Annotated in this window: 15 protein-coding genes; 13 read left to right on the top strand and 2 right to left on the bottom strand. The window is 52.9% G+C overall.

Annotated elements, in window-relative coordinates; genetic code table 11:
• The first annotated feature begins 388 nt into the window (after window positions 1–388).
• The 7 genes from KJB30_RS17430 (at window position 389) to KJB30_RS17400 (ending at window position 14,153) form a co-directional block, all read left to right on the top strand.
• Entirely contained in the window at window positions 389–1,105 is a 717-nt protein-coding gene (locus KJB30_RS17430) for an ABC transporter ATP-binding protein (RefSeq protein ID WP_214301649.1), read from the top strand.
• Window positions 1,102–3,636, top strand: a complete 2,535-nt coding sequence (locus KJB30_RS17425; RefSeq protein WP_214301648.1) for an ABC transporter permease — start codon at window positions 1,102–1,104, stop codon at window positions 3,634–3,636. Before KJB30_RS17430 ends, KJB30_RS17425 begins: the two co-directional genes overlap by 4 nt.
• Complete coding sequence (locus KJB30_RS17420) at window positions 3,633–4,787, top strand: lipocalin-like domain-containing protein (RefSeq protein ID WP_214301647.1); 1,155 nt, start codon at window positions 3,633–3,635, stop codon at window positions 4,785–4,787. Before KJB30_RS17425 ends, KJB30_RS17420 begins: the two co-directional genes overlap by 4 nt.
• A gap of 204 nt (window positions 4,788–4,991) precedes the next feature.
• The gene (locus KJB30_RS17415) at window positions 4,992–7,079 is read left to right on the top strand and encodes a catalase (RefSeq protein WP_214301646.1); all 2,088 of its coding nucleotides are present in this window, start codon (window positions 4,992–4,994) and stop codon (window positions 7,077–7,079) included.
• Between the two features lie 156 nt (window positions 7,080–7,235).
• Window positions 7,236–10,955 carry a pyruvate:ferredoxin (flavodoxin) oxidoreductase gene (gene nifJ, locus KJB30_RS17410; RefSeq protein ID WP_214301645.1) on the top strand — a complete coding sequence of 1,240 codons (3,720 nt, stop codon included), beginning with the start codon at window positions 7,236–7,238 and terminating at the stop codon, window positions 10,953–10,955.
• 96 nt (window positions 10,956–11,051) lie between these two features.
• Window positions 11,052–11,435: a hypothetical protein gene (locus KJB30_RS17405; protein ID WP_214301644.1), complete on the top strand. Its 384-nt coding sequence runs from the start codon at window positions 11,052–11,054 to the stop codon at window positions 11,433–11,435.
• A 246-nt stretch (window positions 11,436–11,681) separates the two neighbouring features.
• Window positions 11,682–14,153: a putative bifunctional diguanylate cyclase/phosphodiesterase gene (locus tag KJB30_RS17400; RefSeq protein ID WP_214301643.1), complete on the top strand. Its 2,472-nt coding sequence runs from the start codon at window positions 11,682–11,684 to the stop codon at window positions 14,151–14,153.
• A 16-nt stretch (window positions 14,154–14,169) separates the two neighbouring features.
• Here the strand turns inward: KJB30_RS17400 and KJB30_RS17395 are convergent, their stop codons facing one another.
• The gene (locus tag KJB30_RS17395; protein WP_246545781.1) at window positions 14,170–14,601 is read right to left on the bottom strand and encodes a (deoxy)nucleoside triphosphate pyrophosphohydrolase; all 432 of its coding nucleotides are present in this window, start codon (window positions 14,599–14,601) and stop codon (window positions 14,170–14,172) included.
• 197 nt (window positions 14,602–14,798) lie between these two features.
• Entirely contained in the window at window positions 14,799–15,284 is a 486-nt protein-coding gene (locus KJB30_RS17390; RefSeq protein WP_214301642.1) for a hypothetical protein, read from the bottom strand.
• Between the two features lie 357 nt (window positions 15,285–15,641).
• Between KJB30_RS17390 and KJB30_RS17385 the strand changes: the two genes are divergently transcribed.
• From KJB30_RS17385 to KJB30_RS17360, 6 genes are all read left to right on the top strand, one after another.
• A complete protein-coding gene (locus tag KJB30_RS17385) occupies window positions 15,642–18,014 on the top strand; it encodes a cache domain-containing protein (RefSeq protein ID WP_214301641.1) in 2,373 nt (790 codons plus the stop codon).
• Complete coding sequence (locus KJB30_RS17380) at window positions 18,007–19,959, top strand: PAS domain-containing sensor histidine kinase (protein ID WP_214301640.1); 1,953 nt, start codon at window positions 18,007–18,009, stop codon at window positions 19,957–19,959. Before KJB30_RS17385 ends, KJB30_RS17380 begins: the two co-directional genes overlap by 8 nt.
• A gap of 4 nt (window positions 19,960–19,963) precedes the next feature.
• Entirely contained in the window at window positions 19,964–20,821 is an 858-nt protein-coding gene (locus tag KJB30_RS17375) for an SIR2 family NAD-dependent protein deacylase (protein WP_214301639.1), read from the top strand.
• 188 nt (window positions 20,822–21,009) lie between these two features.
• The gene (locus KJB30_RS17370) at window positions 21,010–22,287 is read left to right on the top strand and encodes an alpha/beta hydrolase (protein ID WP_214301638.1); all 1,278 of its coding nucleotides are present in this window, start codon (window positions 21,010–21,012) and stop codon (window positions 22,285–22,287) included.
• Between the two features lie 25 nt (window positions 22,288–22,312).
• On the top strand, window positions 22,313–23,146 hold the full coding sequence (locus tag KJB30_RS17365) for an MlaA family lipoprotein (RefSeq protein WP_214301637.1): 834 nt from the start codon (window positions 22,313–22,315) through the stop codon (window positions 23,144–23,146).
• Between the two features lie 105 nt (window positions 23,147–23,251).
• Window positions 23,252–25,726, top strand: a complete 2,475-nt coding sequence (locus tag KJB30_RS17360) for an AMP-binding protein (protein WP_214301636.1) — start codon at window positions 23,252–23,254, stop codon at window positions 25,724–25,726.
• Window positions 25,727–25,934 lie beyond the last annotated feature (208 nt).

Raw genomic sequence — 25,934 nt, 5'->3', positions numbered from 1 at the left:
TGTGGGAGATTAGGTCGCCGCCGGGAATAATTAAAACAGCCCCTTCACTACAAAGTGATGGGGCTGTTTGCGTTTGTGATGTTTAATTTCAGTCGCACCAAATGATAATGGGACAGTTAAAGCGTACTAGCTGTTACTGTTGGTTTTTAGCTGTCTCCTCTGGTTTTGTTTCAGCTTTTCATCCAAGCTTTTCCGCACTTTCTCCCTTCATCAAAGTTCGTTGGTCTTACTTCGCTAGATAGAGTTGTTCCAGAAGGCTTTGCGCCGAAGACTTTCAACTATCAGGATGCAGCTATTCTCCACTCACCGTTCTCACTAGAGTATTGCATGGCAGCAGAATTCATTTAACATAGAAGAAGCCTCTTCGGGTATCGCCTTAAGGAGCTCTATGATTGAATCAACCTCTACGGTGCCACTAGTAAAATTGAACGATGTTGGTCGTAGCTTTTGGGAAGGAGGACAGGAAAGGGTTGTCCTCGCGGCTGTACATCTTCGTATCTGTCGTGGTGAATGGATTTCTTTGCTCGGGCGGAGCGGTTCCGGAAAGTCCACTGTTTTAAACCTTATCAGCGGCATTGATCTTCCCGATCGGGGAAAGGTAATCATAGCCGGTACCCCCTTGAATGATCTCACTGAGCGCCAAAGAACTCTTTTTCGGCGTGAACACATAGGCTTCGTGTTCCAGTTTTACAATCTCATACCCTCCCTCACTATCCTCGAAAACATCCTCCTTCCCCTGGAATTAACTGGCAGCCTTACTAGAGAAGGGACAACAGCAGCTCGTGACCTTCTTGCCGAGATTGGATTGTCAGATCGGGCAAACAGCTATCCCGATTATCTTTCTGGTGGAGAGCAACAGCGAGTTGCTGTGGTACGTGCTCTCGCCCATCGCCCGATGCTGCTTCTTGCCGATGAACCAACTGGAAACCTGGATGCGGAATCCGGTTTGCAGGTGCTTGATCTTTTTACTCGTCTTGTCCGCCAGACTGACACTACCATGATCCTGGTAACGCATAGTGCTGAAGTGGCCCAACTGGCCGATCGGATCATGACCATAAAAGAGGGGCGGCTCATGGCAACATCACTTGGCGGTGAGGCATCATGATTCTGTGGCGTGCCGGATGGAGGCATATGCTTCGTCATCCCTGGCAGAATCTGCTCGCCCTGATCGGAATAGCACTTGGTGTTGGCGTCGTCACTGCCGTTGATCTTGCCAATGAAAGCGCAGTCCGTTCTTTTCGTTTTTCCGCAACGGCACTTGCCGGAAAGGCAACACACACCATTGCCGGCGGCGCCTCTTCTCTTGATGAAGAAATCTATCGCAAATTAAGGGTTGATCTTGGGGTGCGGTCATGCGCACCTGTCGTCGAGGGCACTGTATATATTCCAGGAAAACATTCACTTCGCCTTATTGGTATTGACCCTCTCGCCGAGTCCTCTTTGCGCACTTTCAGTTCCCGGTTTCCAGGAAAAGGTGTGCTGAAAAAATTGATTGCAATGCCTTATACCGCATTGCTTCTGCCTGAGACTTCACATCGACTTGAAATAGGGAAGGGAGGAACCTTTAGCGTTGAGACACAGGGGAAACGGCATGAGCTTGTTTTGGCGGGATTCCTGGAACCGGATAATGATCTCACCCGTACTGGTCTCGAATGGGTCGTGGTCACCGACATCGCTACTGCTCAGGAGATTCTCGCCCTGGAAGGAAAAATTTCTCGTATCGACCTCCACCTCTCCGAAGGAACAGAGGGAGATGCTGTACTGAAGCTGATCCAGTCCAATTTTCCAGGGATCAAAATTACCCCCGCCGGTGCTCGGGCCGGGGCGCTGGACAGGATGACCAAAGCCTTTCGTCTTAATCTCACCGCGCTCAGCCTCCTCGTTCTTGTTGTCGGCATGTTTCTTATCTACAACACCACTACCTTTTCGGTAATACGCCGACGGCGCTTTCTCGGCCTGCTTCGTGCCATAGGTGTTACCCGTACTGAAATATTTATGCTCGTCTTTGCCGAAGTAGCGCTGCTCGCCCTCCTAGGCACAGCAGCCGGGCTCCTTTTCGGCGTCGTGCTGGGTCAAAACCTGACCTACCTTGTTACGCGCACTATCAATGATCTCTACTTTGTCATGGATATACAGGATGTCCGGATTCTCCCTAATTCCCTTCTCAAGGGGGCACTACTCGGCATTGGCGGCACTCTCGTTGCTGCACTTCCCCCGCTCCGTGAAGCGACCGCCGCACCGCCTCGTGCTGTTCTCTCGCGTGCAAATCTCGAGGCGAGTTACAGGCGTCGAGCACCGCAAACGGCAGTTGTCGGTCTCATCGTGCTTATTGTAGCCACGGGAATACTTGCTGTACAAAGCTGGGGGTTGGTGGGTGGTTTCGCCGGTCTCTTTCTGCTCATCATCGGCTACGCCTTTCTTGTACCTACAACTGTGCTTGTGCTTGCCCCTCTTTCGCGGCCGCTGTTGAGTATTCTTCCTGGTCCCCTTGGAAGGATGGCGGCGCGCGGGGTAGTCGTCTCTCTGTCACGTACAGGGGTTGCCACCGCTGCCTTGGTGGTTGCAGTATCGGCCGGAATCGGTGTCGGTATCATGGTCGGCAGTTTTCGGCTAACCGTTGAGCGCTGGCTGGAGTCATGGCTTAAGGCTGATGTATATGTTACCACCGCTGGAACCGGCAGTGGTCGTCAGAAACCTCCCCTGGATGCAGAGCTGGTGGATCGGATTCGCCATTTGCCAGGGGTCGCTTTCATCAGTTTCACTCGACGGATTTCTGTGGAGACACCGGAAGGACCGGTTGATCTGCTGGCCATGGAACAGTCTCGGGACACCTTCATGGGCTACCGTTTCACCGAAGGAACAGGAGCGGATGCGTGGGCCCCTTTCAGCACCGGAACTGCCATCATCATTTCAGAGCCATATGCATATCGGCACAAACTGCATGCAGGCGATCGCGTTACGCTTCCTGCACCTGGTGGCACGTTTAGCTTGCCAATCGCCGGTGTTTTTTATGATTACGGTTCGGATGCCGGCGTGATCGCTATCAGCCGGAGCGCTTATATCCGTTACTGGCATGATCGAAGCGTTGACGGCATCGGCTACTATGCCCAACCAGGAGTAACGAGCAATATGCTCGATGCCGAAATACGGGCTCGGTCCGGTACCAGCAGCATTAACATCATCCCTAACCGGGAACTCAAAAAGATGTCTCTCGCCGTCTTCGATCGAACGTTTGCCATTACCAACGTACTTCGATTTGTCATCATCATCGTTGCCTTTGTGGGCATTCTCTCAGCACTGATGGCCATCCAGGTGGAGCGGGCCCGGGAACTTGCAGTGGCCCGGGCAGTGGGGCTGACACCTGGTCAGGTCTGGGGGCTCGTTTGTGGCGAGACCTTTATCATTGGTTTAATAGCAGGTCTGCTCTCTCTTCCCCTCGGTATTCTTCAGGCTCTCGTGCTGATCCGGGTGATAAACCGCCGCTCCTTTGGATGGACAATGGAGTTTTCCCTTGACCCGGCCTTGCTGCTCCAGGCGATGGTGCTGGCTATCTCGGCTGCCCTTCTCGCCGCGATTTATCCCTCCTTTGCCATGAGTCGCACCTCTCCCGCTCTTGCACTCAAGGAGGAGGAGTGAAGTCGCGCACTCTCCTTATCATACTGTTCCTCTTTGTGCTCCTTCTGCCGCTTGCGCTTTTTTTACAGCCAAAGGTCAAGGAACCTCCTGCCTCTTTTTCCGTCGCCGACGCATTGGGGGGGATCGTTGAGCCCGGTTTTGCCCGTGCCACCCTGCCACGAACATTCACCTTTCCAATCGACCATGGCCCCCATCCCCGTTTCAGAACCGAATGGTGGTATTTCACCGGCAACCTCCACACCACCTCTGGCCGCCGTTTCGGCTACCAGCTCACCTTTTTCCGTTCTGCTCTCACTCCCGCCCCGGTCTCGCGTACTTCTCGTTGGGGCACAAACGACATTTTTATGGCCCATTTCACCATCACAGATGTTCAGGGCAAACGCTTCCACTCTTTTGAACGGATAAGCCGTGCCGCCCTAGGCCTTGCTGGGGCAGGAGGGATTCCCCTCGCAATTCACCTGGAGGACTGGTCGGCAGTGGGATTTTCAGGGAAGAGTCTGGACACGGAGCTTAAAGCCAGCTCAGAAGGAAAAGCGATTCGACTCCGCTTGAAGGCGGACGGACCGGTCATGCTCAACGGTGACCGAGGCCTGAGCCGGAAAGGCAGGGAGCCGGGCAATGCATCGTATTATTATTCCATCCCTCGCCTCGCCACCAGCGGCACTATCCGCGTGGATGGAGAAGAATTCGATGTTGCAGGTTTGTCCTGGCTTGATCGGGAATGGGGAACCACATCGCTGGAGCAGAGCCAGGCGGGCTGGGATTGGTTCGGCCTGCAGCTGGACGATGGCCGTGCGCTGATGTTCTATCGGCTCCGACAGAAAGATGGTTCCACCGATCCGGTTTCCGCAGGCACCCTGCTGCAGGTCGACGGTACGATGCGGTCGCTTGCCGCCGCCGACCTGCAGCTGGAAATTGGCGCCTGGTGGAGGAGCCCGAAAAGCGGCAGCCGCTATCCTGCCCACTGGCGGATTCGGCTGCCGAGTGAGGGGCTTGACCTGGAGGTCGTCCCGCTCCTGGCGGATCAGGAACTCAATGCCACTACCGTCCGCTATTGGGAGGGTGCGGTTGTCGTGCGGGATGTGAAGAGCGGTTCCTCCCGCGGCAGCGGGTATGTGGAGTTGACCGGTTATGATGGGATGAAGCGGTGAAACCGGGAAACCGGAAGTACTGCTTTCCGTAAGGTTGATTGCGACGGAGGATTTGGTTTCGCCGCCTAATTTGTAACCTGTCGTGTTGAGGGTATACTTTTAGTCACTGAATTCAGTTGCCTGCGCCAATCCTATGAGCGGTTCACCATTGGCTTCAGCACCTGACACGACAACCTTTGTTTTCAGCGTACAAAAGGAGATCTTATGGCGACTAAAGAAGAAAAGGGTTCAATGTCTTCAAGTGGGGACGTCCGCAGGGGGAATGGAGGAGAACTGCACCAGATTGCCGGGGCGGATCATTCCGTGTTGACAACCAACCAGGGGATCCCGGTTTCAGATAACCAGAATTCGCTTAGGGCCAACTCCAAAGGTCCGACAATGCTGGAGGATTTTGTCCTCCGCGAAAAGATCACCCATTTTGATCATGAGCGCATACCAGAGCGTATCGTCCATGCGCGTGGCACAGCGGTGCATGGCTATTTTGAGCTGATCGAATCGCTAGGGCAGTACACAACCGCGAAGATTCTCACGGAGGTTGGTGAAAAAACGCCGGTCTTTACACGGTTCTCGACTGTCGCAGGCGGTGCAGGATCGGTTGACACTCCCCGGGACGTGCGCGGATTTGCCGTCAAATTCTACACCAAGCAAGGTAACTGGGATCTGGTCGGCAACAATGTCCCTGTTTTCTTCATTCAGGACGCCATCAAATTTCCCGATGTCGTTCACTCCGTAAAGATGGAGCCCGACCGCGGCTTTCCGCAAAGCGCTTCAGCCCATGACAACTTCTGGGATTTCATCTCCCTGACGCCGGAATCGATGCATATGGTGATGTGGATCATGTCTGACCGCACCATCCCGCGGTCGCTGCGGATGATAGAGGGATTCGGGGTACACAGCTTCCGGTTGCTGAATGAGAAGGGTATATCCACCTTCGTCAAGTTCCACTGGCGGCCGAAGCTGGGGCTGCAGTCAACCCTCTGGGATGAAGCGGTCAAGATTGCCGGAACCGACCCTGATTTCCACCGGCGGGACATGTTTGAAGCCATCGAGAAGGGGAACTATCCGGAATGGGAGCTTGCCGTCCAGCTGTTCACCCAGGAAGAGGCAGAGAAATTCCCGATAGATCACCTGGATGCGACAAAACTGATCCCTGAAGAACTGGTGCCGCTCAAAGTCATCGGCCGGATGGTGCTCGACCGCTGGCCGGACAATTTCTTTGCCGAGACCGAACAGGTCGCCTACTGTCCCGCCAACATCGTGCCCGGCATCGATTTTTCCAACGATCCGCTGTTGCAGGGACGCCTCTTCTCCTATCTCGACACCCAGCTCAAACGCCTGGGGTCGCCGAATTTCCACCAGATACCGATCAACGCCCCCAAGTGTCCGTTCGGCAACATGCAGCGTGACGGCCACATGCAGATGATGCAGCCAAAAGGGCGGGTCAACTATGAGCCGAACTCCCTGTCTCCGGATGGGCCGCGCGAAGACCCGGCAACCGGTTTCCGTAGCTTCGGTGCTCACGAAAGCGGGGAAAAGGGACGCATTCGTGCGGAGAGTTTTGCCGATCATTACAGCCAGGCGCGGCAGTTTTACCGCAGCCAGACGGAATATGAACAGGCGCACCTGGCGTCCGCGCTGGTCTTCGAGTTGTCAAAAGTGGAGCATCTGCATATACGCCAGGCGATGGTCGGCCATCTGCGTCATATCGAAGAAAATCTGGCAAAACGTGTTGCCGATGGTCTTGCGCTGGAAAACATGCCACATGCACCGGCAGCCGCTGCAGTTGTGCAGGACATGGAACCTTCACCGGCTCTGCAGATTATCGGGAAGATGAAGGATACTCTCCAGGGGCGTACGGTCGGCATTCTGGTCGCAGATGGATCGGACGGCGCTGCCATCGATAAGGTACGCAAAGCAGCGGCAGATGCGGGTGCGAATGTAAAAATCGTCGCTCCGAAAGTTGGAGGGGCCAAGCTTGCCGACGGATCTCATCTGAAGGTTGACGGACAATTGGCCGGTACCCCTTCCGTCATGTTCGACGCGATCGCGGTGATCATATCCAGTGAAGGCGCGCGGCTTTTAAGCGGGGAGTCGGCAGCCATCGACTTTGTGCACAATGCTTTTGTTCATCTCAAGGCGATTGCCGTTGATCAGGGTGGGCAGGAACTTCTGCAAAAAGCAAACATAGCAAAAGACACAGGCATAGTTGAGAGCAGTGACTTGGCAGGTTTTATCGCTGCAGCCAAAACACGGCAGTGGGCTCGGGAAGCATCGGTGCGGATGTTGGCGTAGTTGCTGGTCCGACAGCAGGAGCTTTGATGGCGGACATTAAGGTAGACTTTACCGGAGGTCGTAACCGCCCGGCCGATTTGTTGTAACTCTGCCTTTGTCTGCTAGGCTTTTGTATGAACGCTGTATCAGCGCACGCACAAAAGAAAAGGAGCTTTCATGGCAGGCACAAGGAAAACAATGGATGGCAATACAGCTGCGGCTTATGTGGCTTATGCCATGAGCGAGACAGCGGCAATTTATCCGATCACCCCTTCTTCAACAATGGGAGAGGTTGCCGACGAATGGGCGGCTGAGGAACGCCGCAACATTTTCGGACAAGTCATGAATATTCGCCAGCTTCAGTCCGAGGCTGGCGCGGCCGGATCAGTGCATGGCTCCCTGGTTGCCGGTGCCCTTACTACGACCTTTACTGCCTCCCAGGGGCTCCTGCTGATGCTTCCGAACATGTACAAGATTGCCGGTGAGCTGCTTCCAGGGGTGTTCCATGTTTCTGCCCGGGCGCTGGCGGCCCATGCCCTGTCGATTTTCGGGGATCACCAGGATGTCATGGCTGCACGCCAGACCGGGTTTGCCCTGCTCTGTTCTTCATCCGTGCAGGAATGCATGGATCTGGCATTGGTTGCCCATCTTTCTGCCCTGGAAGCGAGTCTTCCGTTCGTACATTTCTTCGATGGCTTCCGAACCTCACACGAGGTTCAGAAGATTGAAACGATCAGCTATGAGGATATGGCCCGCCTGGTGAACCGGGAGAAGCTGGAGGAATTCAGGAAGAGGGCGATGAATCCCGAACATCCGGAGCTGCGCGGCACAGCCCAGAATCCTGATATCTACTTCCAGGGGCGGGAACGCTCGAATCCCTGGTATCTGGCCGCCCCCTCCATCGTCAGCAAATACATGGAAAAGGTCGGGGAGCTGACCGGCAGGCGCTACAAGCTGTTTGACTATGTCGGTCATCCGGAGGCCGAGCGGGTGATCATTGCCATGGGCTCTGCCTGCGACACCATTGAAGAGGTTGTCAGCCATGCCGGCACTTCCGGTGAAAAACTCGGCCTGGTCAAGGTTCGTCTGTATCGGCCTTTTGATGCCAAGGCACTGCTTGCTGCTATTCCTGCATCTGCCAAAAAAATAACCGTGCTTGATCGAACCAAGGAGCCGGGTGCTCTGGGAGAGCCGCTTTATTCGGATGTATGCTCTGCATTTATCGAGCGGGGAGGGGGGGCAATTCCCGATCTGTATGCGGGACGCTATGGTCTGGGCAGCAAAGAGTTCCGGCCGGTTCATGTAAAAAGCATCTTCGACAATATGAACGGCTCCCCCGGCAAGCGTCATTTCACTGTGGGGATAGAGGATGACGTTACCAACCTGTCACTGCCCGCCAGCGGCGTTCTCTCGACAACGGCGGAAGGTACCATTCAATGCCGTTTCTGGGGCATGGGTGCCGACGGTACGGTGGGAGCCAACAAGGCGGCCATCAAGATCATCGGCGACAATACGGACATGTATGTACAGGCCTACTTCGCCTATGATTCCAAGAAGTCGGGGGGCATAACCGTTTCACACCTGCGCTTCGGACACAACCCGATCAAGTCGGCTTATCTTGTTGATGCGGCCGACTATATCGCCTGCCACAAGGCACCCTATGTACAAGTATATGATGTGCTCGATGGGATCAGGGATGGCGGGATCTTTGTCTTGAATTCACCCTGGAACAGCGTTGAGGAGATGGAGCAGAATCTGCCTGCAACCATGCGGCGCATAATTGCTGCCAAAAAGATCAGGTTCTACAATGTGGATGCGGTCAAGATCGCTGCCGCTGCCGGTTTGGGCGGGCGCATCAACATGATCATGCAGACCGCTTTTTTCAAACTTTCAGGGGTACTTCCCTTTGAGCAGGCTGTATCGCTGCTCAAGGATTCGATCCGCACTGAATATGGCCGAAAGGGGGGCAGCATTGTTGACATGAATATCAGTGCTGTCGATCTTGCGGTAGAGAGCCTGATGGAGATCAGCTATCCCGACTCCTGGAGAAATGCTTCGGACAGCTGCGGCCTTGATTTCCGGCTGGAGCAGAAGATGCCGGATTACATGCGCAATGTCATCTTTCCGATCCTGAAGCAGAAGGGTGATGACCTGCCGGTATCTTCCTTCGCCCCTGACGGAGCCTTTCCCTTTTCCACCTCCCAATATGAAAAGCGGGGAGTGGCCATCAACGTTCCGGAGTGGATCAAGGAGAACTGCATTCAGTGTAACCAGTGCTCCTATGTCTGCCCACACTCGACTATCCGCCCGTTTCTCGCCACGGATAAGGAATTGGAAGGAGCGCCGGCAACCTTTGAAACGCTGGCTGCGACCGGAAAGGAGCTGCAGGGGCAGCGTTACAGGATTCAGATCTATCCCCTGGACTGCATGGGATGTGGTAACTGCGCCGATATCTGTCCGGCCAAGGTTTCTGCTTTGGTAATGAAACCAATTGGAACCCAAGAAGATGTCCAGGAGCCAAACCGGAAATTTGCCGAATCCCTGCCCCCCAAAGGTCACTTGATGAAGCGTGAATCCCTGAAGGGAAGCCAGTTCCAGCAACCGCTCCTGGAGTTTCACGGTGCCTGCTCGGGGTGCGGCGAAAGCCCTTATATCCGCCTGACAACCCAGCTCTTCGGGGAGCGGATGATGATTGCCAATGCCACCGGCTGCACTTCCATCTGGGGAGCCTCTGCTCCGGCCAGTCCATATCGGACCAACGCCGAGGGGCACGGCCCTGTCTGGAACAATTCCCTTTTCGAAGATGCAGCGGAATTCGGGTATGGCTACCATATGGCAGTCTTTCAGCGGCGAGCCCACCTGGCGGATAAGGTGCGGGAAGCCCTGGCCGCTGAGTTGCCGGAAGCTCTGAGGGAATCTCTCAGAGGATGGCTGGAAAACATGAATGACCCGACGCTCTCGCGCCAGCACGGGGACCGGCTTAAGGAACTTCTGCCCCAGTCGGGACAGCAGCATCCGCTTCTGCGGGAGATTGCCTCATCAGCAGACCTCTTCACCAAGAAATCGATCTGGATCTTCGGCGGTGATGGATGGGCGTATGACATCGGCTTCGGCGGTCTCGATCATGTCATCTCCATGGGAGAGGACGTCAATATTCTCGTTCTGGATACAGAAATCTATTCCAACACCGGCGGCCAGTGTTCAAAGGCAACTCCCCTGGGTTCGATCGCCAAATTCGCCTCAGCCGGCAAACGTACTGCCAAGAAGGATTTGGGACGCATGGCCATGACCTACGGCTACGTCTATGTCGCTTCAATTTCCATGGGGGCGGATAAAAACCAGACTCTTAAGGCCCTGCTGGAAGCAGAAGCCTATCCTGGCCCGTCGCTTGTCATTGCCTACGCAACCTGCATCAATCAGGGGCTCAGGAAAGGCATGGGTAAATCCATGGAGGAAAGCCAGCTGGCAGTCAAATCGGGTTACTGGCCGCTCTACCGCTACAATCCGCTACTGCGGCAGGAGGGCAAAAACCCATTCATCTTCGAATCAAAGGAACCGGATGGGTCGCTGCAGGCATTCCTTTCCGGTGAAGTACGCTACTCTGCCCTGGAGAAACTGAATCCGGAAGCTTCACAAGAGCTTCGTGCCAAGCTGGAGCAGGATATCATGGAGCGGTTTGCCATCTACAAGAACATGGCCGACTGGCGTCCGACAGAGGGAGATGTGCCACCCGAAGGGGGCAGAAAACACGATCATATTCCTGCTGGAGACGGGGCTGTTGAGGAACCTGCTCCTATCTGTATCAGCGCAACGAGTGATGCCCGCTACAGTCGACCAAACAATCCTGAAGAAGAATGTGACGATGGACGGGCCGGAATAGACAAGACAGTGAAGTGATGTGTGCAGTCTCCGGGTTCTGCCTTGAGGCACCTGGTTTTGGCTGCATAATAAGTGAACTCGGGAACGCGGCCGAATACGCAAAGGGGGTTATACATGTTCAAGGAGCGAGTTGCATCTACGAATGACGAAAGCAGATACACCGGAACAGACAATGATCTGTCCCTCAATTTCTCCTCCGATCAGAAACAGGATATCAAGCGACAGCTCAGAACTATAAACTGGAAGCGGACACCGGAGATGGCTGGAGCAGCCTTGTCCGCGATATTACTCGGCGCAGCGGGAGGTTTTCTGGTGAAGGGTAAATTGCTCAAGGCCACACTCTGTGTTGTGGGCTTTTTGTACCAGCAGGGTCTAAAGGAGGAAATCCCACAGCTCTCTTCGATGAGCAGGGAAAAAAGAGATCGTGAGCTGGAACGCTATGCCCTTAAAGCTCAGCGGGGAGATTATGGTAAGCTGGAGGTTATACCATTCAGGTGAGTGCAATCATCAGTTGCCGGTCTAAAATAATTAAAAGTTGCAGTCGAAAAGGGAACTCTGACGGAGTTCCCTTTTTTATGTGCATCCCCGTTGTTTGCCTGCCGATAATTTTCGGGGTAGAAGAACGGCCGTTGATACCCTTTGTTGTAATTGTAACTGGCAGTAAAACAAGGTATAACCCTGATGCAAATAAGTCATAACACGACTTGTTTATCCAACAACTCCGCTTCATAGCCCAGGGAAAGCATGTTCAACCTCACGCGCTACTATTCCATAGCCAGTCTCGTCTGCATCATCATCGCAGCTGCTGTCCTCGGCATGTTTTACCGTCATGAATCTGTCAATTCACTCATAAAAATGGCCGAAGACCGCAACGCGGCTCTTACTCGCGTATTCGGCAATGCCCTCTGGCCCCATTTTTCTCCGCTTCTTAAACAGCCGGCTGACAGGAAAATGATCAATCCCGCCAGTCCGCAGATAGCTAGCCTGCGCAGGCAGGTCGTGGCCCTGATGAAGGACACGGCTACGGCCAAGGTGAAAGTCTATAATATGGATGGCCTGACGGTCTTCTCCACAGAGGCCAAGCAGATCGGTGAAAGTAAAGCTGATAATGCCGGGTTCCTGTCTGCGGCCCTTGGAGAGCAGGCTTTCGAGCTCACCCACCGTAATCAATTCAGCGCCTTCGATCGCGAGATTGAATCCCGAGATCTTTTGTCCAGCTATATCCCTTTTGTGCCTGAAGATAGCAAACAGATCGAGGGGGTCGTTGAATTGTATTCCGACATCACCCCCTTTCTGGCTGAGGTGAAACGTACTCAATGGCTTGTGGTCCTTGTGGTGGTTGGCGTGTTGAGCTTGCTCTACAGCCTGCTTTACCTGGTGGTGAGGCGCGCAAACCTTATTATTAAAGAACAGGAAGCCAAGCTGGCGAGCTCTCTTGCCCGCATTGAAGAAGACAACCAGTTGCTTGATCAACGAGTAAACGAGCGTACCCTGGAGCTGCAGGAGCTTAATCGCACGTTACAGGGTGAAATAGCCGAACGTGAACGGGCAGAGGAAGGGCTTAGGTTGTCAGCCAAGGTGTTTGAGAATACGGTGGAGGGGGTCATTATTACTGACGCTGAAACCAAAATCCTTGCAGTGAACCGGGCCTTTTCACAGGTGACTGGTTACGGGATAGAGGATGTACTCAATCTTACTCCCCAGATACTTAAATCAGGACGACACGAACCCGAGTTTTATGAAGATATGTGGAAGTCATTGAAGCAGAGTGGTCAGTGGGTTGGCGAAATATGGAACAAACGTAAGACCGGCGAAATTTACCCTGAGCGTCTGACAATCGGGGTTGTCAGGGATACCACAGGTGAAGTTGGCCATTACGTGGGGGTTTTCAGCGATATCTCTGATGTCAAACGTACCCAGGAAAGGCTGGATTTCCTGGCTCACCATGATCTGCTAACCTGTCTGCCCAACCGGCTGCTGTTCAACCAGCGTCTAAAGCAGAGTCTTGCCTTGGCACAACGGAACAATCGTCAGCTGGCAGTAGTTTTTATTGATCTGGACCACTTCAAGAATGTCAACGACACCCTGGGACATGACCTTGGTGATGAACTGCTGAAAAGGGTTGCGGAAGAGTTGAGTGAACATGTGCGTACATCCGACACTCTTGCACGTATAGGCGGCGATGAATTTATTCTGCTGCTCGATGAAATTGAAGCGCCGCGTTACGCAGGAGCTATCGCTGAAAAATTTTTGGAGCTGCTTAGTCATTCCATGATGATTTCAGGCTACGAAATTGTCATCTCTGCCAGCATCGGCGTCAGCTTCTATCCTTCGGATGGGCAGGATGCGGCCACTCTGGTGAAGAATGCCGATACCGCAATGTACTATGCCAAGACCCATGGACGCAACTCGTCCCACTTCTATGCTCCGGCAATGAGCGAATATGCCAGGGAACGTGTCCATCTCGAGGCTCTGCTGCGGCGTTCCATTGAGCGGAATGAACTATTATTGCATTACCAGCCCCAGGTGGACATCAGGACCGGAAAACTGTTGGGGGCGGAAGCGCTTGTGCGATGGAACAGTCCGGAGTTGGGGATAGTTATGCCGGTACGTTTTATCCCCGTTGCCGAAGACATAGGTTTTATATCTGCTCTCGGTGAGTGGGTTTTGCGTACAGCCTGCCATCAGGTTAAGGAATGGGATGAATCAGGATTCGTGCTGCCCACCATTTCTGTTAATCTTTCTATGAAACAGTTGGAGCACGGTGACATCATAAGCACTGTTTTCAGTATTCTGGAAGAAACAGGGCTCAGTGCCGAGCGACTTGAGATGGAGGTTACCGAGTCCACCGTCATGGATAATGAGCGGGTTCTGCGGGTTCTTGAAGGACTGCGCGCGCTCGGTATCCAATTGGCAGTGGACGATTTTGGTACCGGCTATTCCTCCCTTAGTTACCTGAGCCGATTGCCGATCCAGAAGCTGAAAATTGACCGCTCCTTTATCAGCAACGTAACAAATGATTCCAGTCGCGAGGCTATCGTTCGTGCCATTATTGCTCTTGCTAATGCTCTGAATCTGCAGACAATTGCGGAGGGAATCGAAACTGAATCGGAGGCAAAATTTTTGAGACAGGAAGGTTGCCAGCAGGCGCAGGGTTATCTTTTCAGCCGTCCCCTTCCTCCGGATCAGGTGCTGGCCCGTTGGTTGGACGTGTAAATGGCAGGCGAAAGTTTCACCGACTGCTGAGCGGATTCACAAAGTCTTTCAGATATGTCTCGATCACCGGCAGGTCAGCTTCGGCCCAATCCAGCTCACATAATTTCTCGGGGGCCAGCCAGGTGATGGCAGCATGCTCGTGCAGAACAATTTCTCCCTTGTCGATAGTACAAATGAAAGGGTAGAGGGTTACCGTAAAGGAAGTGTAGCAATGGGTGTGGGAGGGAAGGGCACTGCTTATGGTCACTGTTATGCCCAATTCCTCCATGATTTCTCGCTGAAGGCACTCTTCACATGACTCGTCCGGATCGATCTTGCCTCCCGGAAACTCCCATTTAAGCGGCAGGCTCATAGATGCACTGCGTTGTGCAGCAAGAACCAGATCATCTTTTTCAATTATGGCACATGTTACGTGAACATGTTTTCTCTCCTGAATAGGGCCCATCATTGCTCCTGGTTAATTTCCTGATGTTTCTTTTCCTATCATAGGCAAAGGTTCACAGCAATCCCATCCTTTCAGTATCCAACACCATACTATTTTCGTAAATTGCATCCGCAGAACGAAAAGCCGGGATATCCATCAGGATATTCCGGCTTTTAAAGCTACTTGTTTTTTAAGGCATCTGTTGTTGTCGACCTGATCCTCTATTTTAAAGTAGTGGTGCCTGTGGTGCCGGTAGTCGTAGGAGTAGTACCGGTGATATTTGTTGAAGTAGTGAAGTCGGTGCCAGTTCCAGTAGTACTGACACCTGTGGTGGTCCCTGTGCCCGTTGTGGTATTTATTCCGGTGGCGCCGGTGCCTATTGTAGTTCCTGTCCCTGTTCCTATTGTAGTTCCAGTCCCGGTTCCTATTGTAGTTCCAGTGCCGGTGGTGCTGATACCTGTGGTACCAGTGCCAGTGGTGGTTCCTGTGCCGGTAGTGCCAATACCCGTTGTGGTTCCTGTACCGGTAGTGCCTGTGCCGGTGGTAGTGTCGGTGCCGGTTGTAGTATTGGTGCCGGTCCCAGTTGTAGTATTTGTGTCAGTGCCAGTTGTAGTATTTGTGCCGGTGTTTGTCCTATTATTGTCATCATCATCCCCGCATCCACTTAAAACAAAACAAAGAGTCAACAGCAACAGGACTTTTTTCATATCTACCTCCTCTTTCTTCTGCAGTTGTACTGCGTACCAGGATTCACCCAATTTCGAGTGTCCTAAAATGGTATAATAGAAGAATGATATGTCAATGTTGTCCATTAAACATTTTTTCTACTACAGTTTTTGTTCAGCAAGTACTATGATTTTTTATTTGCGATAACACATTGACTCGAACTAATTATATTAACGTTCTTTAGAAGCGTTATAACTCCTCTATCTCTTTATCCATCTGCTTCTGTGTTGTATCTAATCCAATAAGGCACCCGCCTTGACTCGCCTTCCGCTTACTATAAACTTACACAGTAAAACTCCTCCGACTGTCCATTGAAATTAGCAGGCAAGGCGGATTTAATGAATTCATCGCCCGGTGGTATATATCGGCTCACACGGCTGCTGCCACGAGGTATTCGGGAGCGTCTGTTCCTGCTGGTCAGTCTGCTGCTGCTGCCGCTGGTACTGTTGTCAGGGTGGACCTACTACCAGCACTATGAATTGAGTCGCAGGCGTACCCAGCAGACGGAAATCGAGGTGGCCCAGGGGGTGGCTACCACCTTTGCCGCGTTTGTGGATGGTGTTCACCGTGAAGAACTTGCGCTTGGGCAGACGATTGTAACCTACTGTGATGGAGATACGGCCAAGACTACTTATATTCTGCGGAAAGCAGCTCGAAATTATCCTTCGCTTCGAAATTTGAGCTGGGCAGGTCCAGACGGGACGGTACTGGCATCAAGCATGCCCGAGGCAGTAGGGTTTTCCTTCGGAAAAACCCATTATTTTCAACGCATCCTGAATGGTGAAGCATGGGCGCTTGGCAATCTCACCATCAGCGGTGCGATTGTAGCCTCTCCGACAGCTGCCATTGCCACTGCTCTGCGCGATGATAACGGCATACTGCTCGGGGTGATGGTCGCAAGTCTGGAGCCGACCAGGCTGGGTGAAATCACCCTTACCCAGCGGCGACCGACCGGCGGGGCTTATGCAATTTTCGACAGTCAGGGGACGCTGGTCTATCACAGCAGGATTCCGTCGACAGCGTGGGAGGATCGTCAGCGCTGGGGAAAGGCAGATGATCTGCTGCGACGAACGCTGACTACGAGACAGCCCCAGGTTGGGATGGTGGACCTCCCTTTTCGTGGTGGAATCTGGATTTCGGCCCGGGTGCCGATTAACCAAACCGGTTGGGTGGCCGGTGCCGGTCAGTCGGCCTCTTCTGCTTTTGCTCCCATACACAGTGACATGCTTATAGATGCGTTGCTGTTTTTACCGGTAATACTGTTGGCTTTTCTGATGGCAAAGCTGTTGGGGCGGACGATTGTGGAGCCGTTGCGCCATTTGGAGCATGATGCGCTGGAAGCGGGCAGCGGCCTGGCAATTCCCAGCACAGATCCTAATGCACCGCTGGAAATTAATTCTCTGCGGACCACAATCAGCGGCATTACCAATGATATGGTGACTTACTCCCAAGTTTTGTCTGAAAGCGAGGAGCGTTTCAGGCTGGTGCTGGATAATCTGACCGAGGGTTTGCTCATCATGACTACCAAGGGTACCATTATTTACCAGAATGAAGCTTCGCTGCGTCTGCATGGGTTGGAAGCCGTGGAAGTAGATCTGACGCAAGAGACTCTTATCAGCCAATGGGAAATTTCCGACAAGGAAGGAAACAGGCTGTCCTACGAAGAGTGGCCCTATCATCGGGTGCTTAAAGGCGAACGTATGGAGGAGACGGTTCTTCATCTATTTCGCAAAGAGGATAAACGCGATTTTTACGGCAGTTACAGCGGAATACCGGTGGTTGACAAGGACGGAGAGGTGCGCATGGCATTTTTTACCGTGCGTGACGAAACCGCCAAAATTCAGGCTGAGCAGGAACTGCAAAAGGCCAAAGATGAACTTGAAATCAGGGTAAGAGAGCGGACTCACGAGTTAGCCCAGGCTCTTGAAGATCTACGCGGCGAGACCGGCAAACGACTTGCTGCAGTGGAGGAGCTGCGCGGAAAGGAGCGACTGCTCATCCAGCAGAGCCGTCTGGCCGCGATGGGTGAGATGATATCGAACATTTCTCATCAATGGCGTCAGCCGCTCAATATTCTCGGGCTGATCATTCAGGAAATGAGCCTTCTGGCACAAAGCGGCAAGATAACTGCCCAAACTTTGGACGCCGGGGCGACCAAAGCCATGCAGGTAATAGCGACAATGTCTCAGACTATTGACGATTTCAGAAATTTCTTCAGCCCGGACAAAGTCACGGCCCTTTTCAGCATCAAGGAAGTCATTGAGAAAATGGTGTTTTTACTGGAAGGAGACTTCAAAAAACTGCAGGTGCAGGTGAAGGTTATCGATGAAGAGGTGTGCCGTGTAAATGGACTGCGGAACGAATTTTCCCAGACCATTCTCAATATCCTTACCAATGCCAGGGATGCCTTCCGTGAGCGCAAGGTGTCGGAGCCATGTCTTACGATCAGGATATTCCGGGAGGAAAGGGCAGCTGTTGTTACCATACGTGATAATGCTGGCGGTATTTCGGAAGAGATTATCGACAAAATATTTGATCCCTATTTCACAACCAAAGGACCTGACAAAGGGACCGGGATCGGTCTGTTCATGTCCAAGACCATCATAGAGAAAAACATGGGGGGCAGACTCAGCGTGAGCAACACCGAAGAAGGGGCAGAGTTCAGGATCGAGCTGTCACAGGAATTCTGTCCAAGGGGGGAGCATGAATAGCACGACCAGGAGAATGCGTTCATATCTGCTTCCTTTTTGTTATCTGGTGGCCGTTCTGGGTTTTGATACTATTACCCCTCTCGGTTTTGCCGACTGGCTTTTCAACTTGATGTTCTTTTTCGTCTTCTTCAAGCGCCTCGACAGGACTTTCCTCGTTGTTATGGGCTCTGTGTCCTCAATATTTATCCTGATAGGACTGTTCTGGTCTCCATCAGGTGTTCCTTTCCTGTACGTGACAATAAATCGTTTTCTGGGAATTATGGCGGTGTGGGTAGTTGGCTTGTGGTTGCTGAAGTACAAACACTCACAGGCTGCATTTACCAGAACACGTGAAGCGTTTGTTGTCAGCGAACAACGCTTGCAGACGATTTTTGACACGATTGCCGTTGGTGTTCTCGAGTTTGATTCCAGAGATTGTCTGATAGCGGTAAATGATTATGTCTGCAGGATCCTGGGGTACAGCAGGCAGGAGTTGATCGGCATGCCGCTCGATCAGCTGACGGCCCCGGAGGATCGTGAGAGAACAGCTGCCATCAGGGCGGAACTTCTCGAAGGCAGACGGTACACTGCGGAATATGAAAAACGTTATGTGCGCAGGGACGGTTCAATTTTGTGGGTACACGCCACTGTCAGTCCCTTGCATGATGCCAGGGGTGCTTTTACCGGTGTGGTCGGTACAATCCAGGATATCAGCATCCGCAAGGCGGCAGAAGAACGGCTTGCTGAAGCGACGTGGCTACTCGGCGCCTTGAGCGATGCAACGCCTGAGCCGCTCTGGGTCAAGGATAGAGAAAGCAGACTGATCTTTCTTAATCCGGCCACAGCCAAAAGTATCGGCAAACCGGTTGATGAACTATTGGGGAAGAACGAGTTTGATTGGCTTGCGGACCGTCAACAGGCTGAGATCATGATCGCCAATGACCGGCGGGTTATGGAAACCGGCGAGACGATGGTGGTCGAAGAGGCGATGACCGGACCCCAGGGGGTGCGACAATTGCTCAGTACTAAATCGCCCCTGCGCACTTCTACCGGAAAGATAATAGGGATTGTCGGAATCAACAGGGACATTACCGAAAAGAAGCGGGCAGAGGAGGAGCTGCACAGAATCAAGGAGGAACTGGAAGTCAGGGTGGTGGAACGAACACAGGAACTGGAACAGACCTACGAGGCGCTTCATCATGAAATCGAAGAGCGACTGGCTGCCCTGGAGGAACTGCGTACAAAGGAGCGGATGCTGATCCAGCAGAGTCGATTGGCTGCCATGGGCGAGATGATCTCCAACATCTCCCACCAATGGCGGCAGCCTCTCAATATATTGGCTTTGATCGTTCAGGAGATGGAGCTGACAACGATGTCCGGTGCCGCTACACAGGGAGCCCTTTCTGCAAGTGTTGCCAAGGCCATGCAGATCATAGCCGAGATGTCCCGTACCATCGACGACTTCAGAAACTTTTTCAGCGCAGATAAGTTGCTGGTTTCTTTCACCGCCAGCGAGGTGATCGAAAAAGCTCTTTCTTTCATGGATTCGGTTTTCAAGCAGGAACAGGTCCGTGTGGAGATGTCACGCGATGAGGACATCCCGGTGAAAGGGCTGCGCAATGAATACACCCAGGCTATCCTTAATATCCTCACCAATGCCCGTGATGCATTTCGAGAACGTGAAGTTGTCGAACCGCTGATATTAATCCGGCTCTTCCGGGAGGAGGACAGGGCTGTGGTTACAATCAGGGACAACGGAGGCGGCATTCCTGAGGAAATCATCGACCGGATATTCGAACCCTATTTCACCACCAAGGGGCCTGACAGGGGAACCGGAATAGGGTTGTTCATGTCAAAGACAATCATAGAAAAAAACATGGGGGGCAGGCTGACGGTGCGCAATTCAGGCGCAGGGGCAGAATTCAGAGTGGAGATTCCCTTTGGAATCAGGAACGGCAACGAGTGACTTGATGTTCAGTCTCAGTGGACAGCTCGAAAGGGAGCAGGTACTCGGGTTTATCCGTCAATCGGCACAATACGGGAATCTGGGGGCTTTTATCGGAGCCGGTTTCAGCAAGGCTGTCTTGGGCGGTTGCCGTGAGGAAATGGTGCTTACCTGGAGCGAGCTGCTTGATGAGGCATCTGTCAGGATGGGAGTGGAATTTGCCTCCATCGCCAAAATCGGTCAAGGATACCCTGAAATAGCATCAGCCATCTGCATGAGGTACAGCGAGCATAACGGCTGCGAGTACCGGATTTCCCTGGCCCGCTTGAAACAGGAGGTAGCCGCGCTGACCGGCTGTTGCACGGACCAGTACACCAGCGTGAAATATGCCGCCTATCTCGAGCATCTTGATCCTTCCTGGATCATTACCACCAATTATGATCTGATCATTGAAAGTCTGATGCCGGACAGAGCGATACCCCTTGGACCCAATGACGCGTTGTCCGCGCCCAGAGGGAAGATTCCGGTCTATCACCTGCACGGCCTCTGCACCCGGCCGGACGAAATCATCATTGCCCAGGAGGATTATATTACCCTGTTTCGTCCCAGCGAGTACCGTCAGATCAAGCTCGCCCTCACCATCAGGGAATCAACCACTCTCATCCTCGGATATGGTCTTGGTGACGTCAATGTGCTTACAGCTCTTGACTGGTCCACTAATGTTTTCGGGGGAGAACAGGCTAACTACCCCCACGCAGTGATTCAGATACTCAAGAAGGAAAATCCGCGGGAACTGCCATATTGGGATAAAAACGGTCGAGTAATCCTGGAAAGCAGCAACCTGGCTGTGTTTTTTGAAGAGCTTATGGATAGGCCGGTATAGCATGTTCCACTTTGGCAGGATTCCAAGTTGTTTTTTAAATTACCCCAGGTCCCATTTTGGCATCCCCGCTTTTTTCAAAGGGGGGCTTTTGATACTCATTATTTTTCATCTATGTGATATTATTTTTTAAGGTTCTTTAAATAAATTTTTCACCTTGTTATTAACTGGCTACTTTAAGGGGGCTCCAGATGAAATATGTGCAAATGATTATTTTTGCCTGCCTGCTCTTACTGCCATTTGCCGGCAGAGCAGAAGTCGCGCAGTATGGCTATCCGATCCAGGGTTCTTATGAAGCGACCATACTCGGTACACCCGACACATTCAAGCCCGACCTTCCTGTTAGCATACGCACGCGAGAGCTAACCCTCGATATTTTCCCGGACCGTAAAAAACCTGAAATTTTCTTCTATGACAAAGGGTTGCGTTGCACCATGGCCTACCAGACCCACAAGGCCCCGCTGGCATTTCTGATAGCCGGCACCGGTGCAGGAAACCAGGCACCCCACCAGATGACCATGATGAAGTCCCTGTATCAGGCCGGTTTCCATGTCATAACCCTTTCATCTCCGACCAGCCCCAACTTCATCGTTTCTGCGTCCCAAAGTCGCGTTCCCGGTGATATGGAGGATGATGCGAAAGACCTGTATCGGGCGATGGAAACGGCATGGAACAGCGTCAAAAACGATATCGAAGTTTCAGATTTCTATCTCTCCGGCTACAGCCTGGGGGGTACGCAGGCAGCTTTTGTGGCTCTGCTGGATGAGGAACTCAAAATTTTCAACTTCCGCAAAGTGCTCATGATCAATCCCGCAATCAGCGTTTATAGCTCTGCAGAGCGCATTGAAGAGCTTCTACGGGCCATTCCGGGCGGCTCAACCAAAGTCGGTTATTTTTTCAATGACATGTTGGCCAGGTTCAGCGAATTTTACAGCTATAACAGCTTTGTAGCCATTAATGACGAGTTCATCTACACGGTGTACAAGGAAAAGCTCTTCTCCCATGAAGAAGCCGGCGGGCTCGTCGGGCTTGCATTTCGGATAAATTCTGCCGGAATGATTTTTACTTCAGATGTCATGACCAACAGCGGTTATGTGGTTCCCAAAAACCGCAAGCTAAAGACCACGGACTCGCTCTTTGAATATTTCACCGTCTCCACCCATCTGAGCCTTTTCAATTATCTCAATGAATACCTGTATCCGAATGTCCACAAGAAAAAGCCTGGCCTGACCAAGGCCGAGTTCGTAGCGTCCATGAGTCTCAAGAGCATCGAGAGCTATTTGAAATCCAGCCCGAAATTCGGTGTCATGACCAACGCCGATGATTTTCTTCTGACACAGGATGAACGGAACTATTTGCGGGAACTTTTCGGAGAGCGGGTAAAGATTTTTCCCCGTGGAGGCCACCTTGGCAATCTGGAATACAAGGAGAACCTGGCTCACATGGTGGAGTTTTTCAAGAAGCCTTAAGATGTGGTGACAACAGGAGGGTGGCATGTACATACGAGCGCAGAAAAATTGTTCAGAAGAAGCGGGAAATTATCGAAATATTCACCACGCTGTGCTGGGTGTAATCTTCTGCCTGACAGGTCTCCTTGCCGGCTGTGCAACCACCAGCACCGGGTTGCCGCCAGAGGAACCGCCTATGCATACCATTAATGAATTCCGTGACCAACGATTTGCGGATGTTCACGATCCATGGGAAGGTTTCAACCGCAGCATGTACAAGTTTAATTACTATTTCGACACCTATCTGCTTCTGCCCGTGGTAAACAGCTACGAATTCGTTACTCCGACCATGGTGCAGAAAGGGGTTTCCAATCTCTTCAACAACCTGGGGGAGATCCGCAACCTGACCAACAATGTGCTGCAGTTGAAAAGCGAGGAATCGCTGATAACCCTGGGCAGGTTTGTCACCAACAGCACCATCGGCATTGGCGGACTCTTCGATCCGGCTACCTCACTCGGGCTTAAGCGGCGGCACAACGATTTCGGGCTCACTCTCGGCTTTTATGGCGCCACATCCGGTCCCTATCTCGTCCTGCCTCTTTTCGGACCCTCCAACGTCCGTGATACCAGCGGCTATGCCGTCGACAGCGGTCTGCGCTATGGCTTGTACTCGCTGATTGACCCTTTCGGAGCGATAGATGAAGAATCCGAGGTGTCGGCCGGAATAACCGGACTTGAGGTCGTTGATCGGCGCCATCAGGAAAGCTTCCGCTATTTTCAGAGCGATTATCCCTTCGAATATTACATGGTCCGTTTTTTCTCCCACGAAAAACGCGAGATTGAGATCAGGAAGGGACGTATACATGCGGGGAAAGAATAGCGGGGACTGGGAAAAACGGGGACCCGGAACCGGGAAAGGCTGTAAAATCTCACCGTCCCTGGTCCCCGATCCCCGATCCCCGGTCCCAGCATTTCGGAGAAGCTAATGAACACATTGCTTGACCTGTTTGATTCATTTGAAGAACTTGGCGACAAAACCGCTTTTGTCAATCGTACCGGTGTACGGCGGTTGACGGTCTCCTATCGCCAGTTCCATCTCTTGTGCCTGAAGATGGCGCGCCTTCTGGCAGACAGGGGGGTGGGTGAGGGTGACCGGGTGCTGCTCTGGGGTCCGAACTCCTCCTGGTGGGGCGTTGCGTATTGGGGCATCATTATCAGAGGCGCGGTCGCGGTTCCGGTAGATTTCATGTCCGAACGCGAACGTGCCCAGACCATTCACGGGCTTACGGAAGCGGTGCTGGCGATCCAGAGCCGCTATAAGCCTGATCGTATCGAGACTGCTTCCGCACTTCTGCTGGAGGAGCTTCCTTTTCTGCTGGAGGACCTCAAGCCGATAGAGCAGAAAAGCAAACCGTCACCGGCTGATGTTGCCCAGCTGATTTATACCTCCGGCACTACCGGCAATCCCAAGGGGGTCATGCTGACCCACGCCAATCTGGTTGCCAATATGAATCAGATCAACAATGCCGTGCCGATTATCACACCGGAGTTCACGTTTCTTTCCCTGCTCCCCCTGTCCCACATGTTCGAACAGATGGGCGGTTTTTTTCTTCCACTCTCTCGCGGAGCGGCCATCGTGTACTTGCGCACCCTCAAGCCTTCGGCGATCATGGAGGCTCTGGGAGAGGAAAATATCTCGGTAATCATGTCCGTGCCGCGCCTGATGCAGCTGCTCAAAACCTCAGTGGAGCAGGGGCTGGAAGAGAAACATCTGGGCAAGGTGGCCCGCCAGCTGTTGAGCAAAGCCGAAGATTTTCCCCCGGAGATGCGGCGCATGCTTTTCTGGCCCATTCATCACAAGTTCGGACGACATTTTGCCGTGTTCGTGTCGGGCGGGGCGCCACTTGACCCTGAAGTATTCAAGTTTTGGCATGGCATGGGTTTTACTTTGCTGGAGGGATACGGTCTGACTGAAACTTCCCCTGTTCTTGCGGTCAATCCAATTGATCAGCAGAGGATCGGTTCGGTCGGTCTGGCGCTTCCGGGTGTGGAGCTGCAGGTCAGGGAGAGGGAAATCCTGGCCCGGGGAGCGAATGTTTTTCCCGGCTACTATCAAAACGAACAGGCCACCCGCGATGCATTCACCGAAGATGGCTGGTTCAGGAGCGGCGATCTCGGGGAAATCGACCAGGATGGGTGGGTTACCATCAAGGGACGGGAAAAGGAGCTGATTGTTACCGGCGCGGGCATTAATGTCTATCCTGAAGAGATCGAAGCAGTGCTGAACAAGGTTGCCGGAGTCAGGGAATCGTGTGTGATCGGCATGGATAGGGGAGGGGGAGAAGAGGTGCACGCCGTGCTGCTGCTGAACTCCGGCGCCAGGAACCCCGATGAAATCATCGCCCAAGCCAACTCCAGCCTGGATACTTTGCATCGCATCACCGGCCATACCGTCTGGCAGGAACCCGAGTTCCCCAAAACCACAACCCTTAAGGTAAAGAAGTTCCAGGTAAAAGAGCAGATTCGCAAAGGACGCGGCGAAGGTGCCGGGCCATCGGCAGACCGGCTGTATAATCTGTTGGCAAGGGTGATTGGCGCAGATCTCGGCGAGATACACGAAGAGTCACTGCTGGTGGCGGATCTTGGGTTGACGTCCATCGCCAGGGTGGAACTGGTCAATTATCTCGAGCAAGAATTCCGTCTTGATATCGGCGATTCCCAGCTTGGCCCCGAAACGAGGGTCAGAGATATCCGTCAGATCATCGAGAAACGGGAGAAACAGACCTCACGCGATCATTTCCGTTTCTGGAGCAATTCAACCCCTGTAAGAGGAATCCGGCAGCTGTGGGATGCACTGGTCAACCGGCCGCTTTATCGCAGCTTTGTCACCCTGGAGGTGCGGGGGGCAGAACATGTGCAGGACCTGCAGGGGCCCGTTATTTTTATCGGCAACCATTCGAGCTACTTCGATCAGCCCTCGGTCATGTTCTCGCTGCCTCGTCGAATCCGCTACCGCACAGCCAGTGCCGCCTATGAGGAGTTCTTTTTTGGCCGATTCGACTCATTCGGCCAGCGCCTGTGGCGGCGCTTCGCCTATGAGTACGGTACCTGGCTTTTGAATCTTTTCCCCCTGCCCCAGACCCGCGGCTTCAGCGGCGCGCTGCGCTACATGGGGAAACTGGCCGACAATGGCATCAGCATCCTGATCTTTCCTGAAGGTCAGCACACCCGTGACGGATCGATGCATGATTTTCAGTCCGGACTCGGCATCATGGTCAAGGAGTTGGGCCTTCCGGTTGTGCCGTTCAAAATCCGGGGTACACGAGATGTATTGCCCCACGGTGCCGCCTGGCCGAAACGTGGCACAGTGTCGGTCACCTTCGGCAGTCCGATCGACTTTCAACGTTCAGAGCCGGCAGAGATAGTGGAACGATCTCGGAAAGCGGTGGAAAAGCTTTAGGTTACGTCCCACAATGGATTCACATATTATGGTTTTGGAATAACAATGTAATTGAAAACACTGAGGGTGCCTGGACGTTATCTGGCAGCAGTGCATGAAGTGACTTCCCCCACCCCCCAGCCCCCTCCCGCTGTATAGACTGGGGACATAGGTAACAACTGTTCGGGGACATAGGTAACACATTATTATCAAGACACGGCTTTCCAAA

This window comes from Pelotalea chapellei, from assembly GCF_018531195.1.
In the GTDB taxonomy this organism is placed as follows: Bacteria; Desulfobacterota; Desulfuromonadia; order Geobacterales; family Pseudopelobacteraceae; genus Pelotalea; species Pelotalea chapellei.
This window is presented reverse-complemented; position numbering and strand designations above follow the sequence as displayed.

Coding starts and splice junctions, on each gene's coding strand:
- KJB30_RS17425 (WP_214301648.1), top strand. CDS start 1,102: ATGATTCTGTGGCGTGCCGGATGGAGGCATATGCTTCGTCATCCCTGG.
- KJB30_RS17370 (WP_214301638.1), top strand. CDS start 21,010: ATGAAATATGTGCAAATGATTATTTTTGCCTGCCTGCTCTTACTGCCA.
- KJB30_RS17380 (WP_214301640.1), top strand. CDS start 18,007: ATGAATAGCACGACCAGGAGAATGCGTTCATATCTGCTTCCTTTTTGT.
- KJB30_RS17430 (WP_214301649.1), top strand. CDS start 389: ATGATTGAATCAACCTCTACGGTGCCACTAGTAAAATTGAACGATGTT.
- KJB30_RS17400 (WP_214301643.1), top strand. CDS start 11,682: ATGTTCAACCTCACGCGCTACTATTCCATAGCCAGTCTCGTCTGCATC.
- nifJ (WP_214301645.1), top strand. CDS start 7,236: ATGGCAGGCACAAGGAAAACAATGGATGGCAATACAGCTGCGGCTTAT.
- KJB30_RS17375 (WP_214301639.1), top strand. CDS start 19,964: ATGTTCAGTCTCAGTGGACAGCTCGAAAGGGAGCAGGTACTCGGGTTT.
- KJB30_RS17385 (WP_214301641.1), top strand. CDS start 15,642: ATGAATTCATCGCCCGGTGGTATATATCGGCTCACACGGCTGCTGCCA.
- KJB30_RS17415 (WP_214301646.1), top strand. CDS start 4,992: ATGGCGACTAAAGAAGAAAAGGGTTCAATGTCTTCAAGTGGGGACGTC.
- KJB30_RS17365 (WP_214301637.1), top strand. CDS start 22,313: ATGTACATACGAGCGCAGAAAAATTGTTCAGAAGAAGCGGGAAATTAT.
- KJB30_RS17395 (WP_246545781.1), bottom strand. CDS start 14,601: ATGATGGGCCCTATTCAGGAGAGAAAACATGTTCACGTAACATGTGCC.
- KJB30_RS17360 (WP_214301636.1), top strand. CDS start 23,252: ATGAACACATTGCTTGACCTGTTTGATTCATTTGAAGAACTTGGCGAC.
- KJB30_RS17405 (WP_214301644.1), top strand. CDS start 11,052: ATGTTCAAGGAGCGAGTTGCATCTACGAATGACGAAAGCAGATACACC.
- KJB30_RS17390 (WP_214301642.1), bottom strand. CDS start 15,284: ATGAAAAAAGTCCTGTTGCTGTTGACTCTTTGTTTTGTTTTAAGTGGA.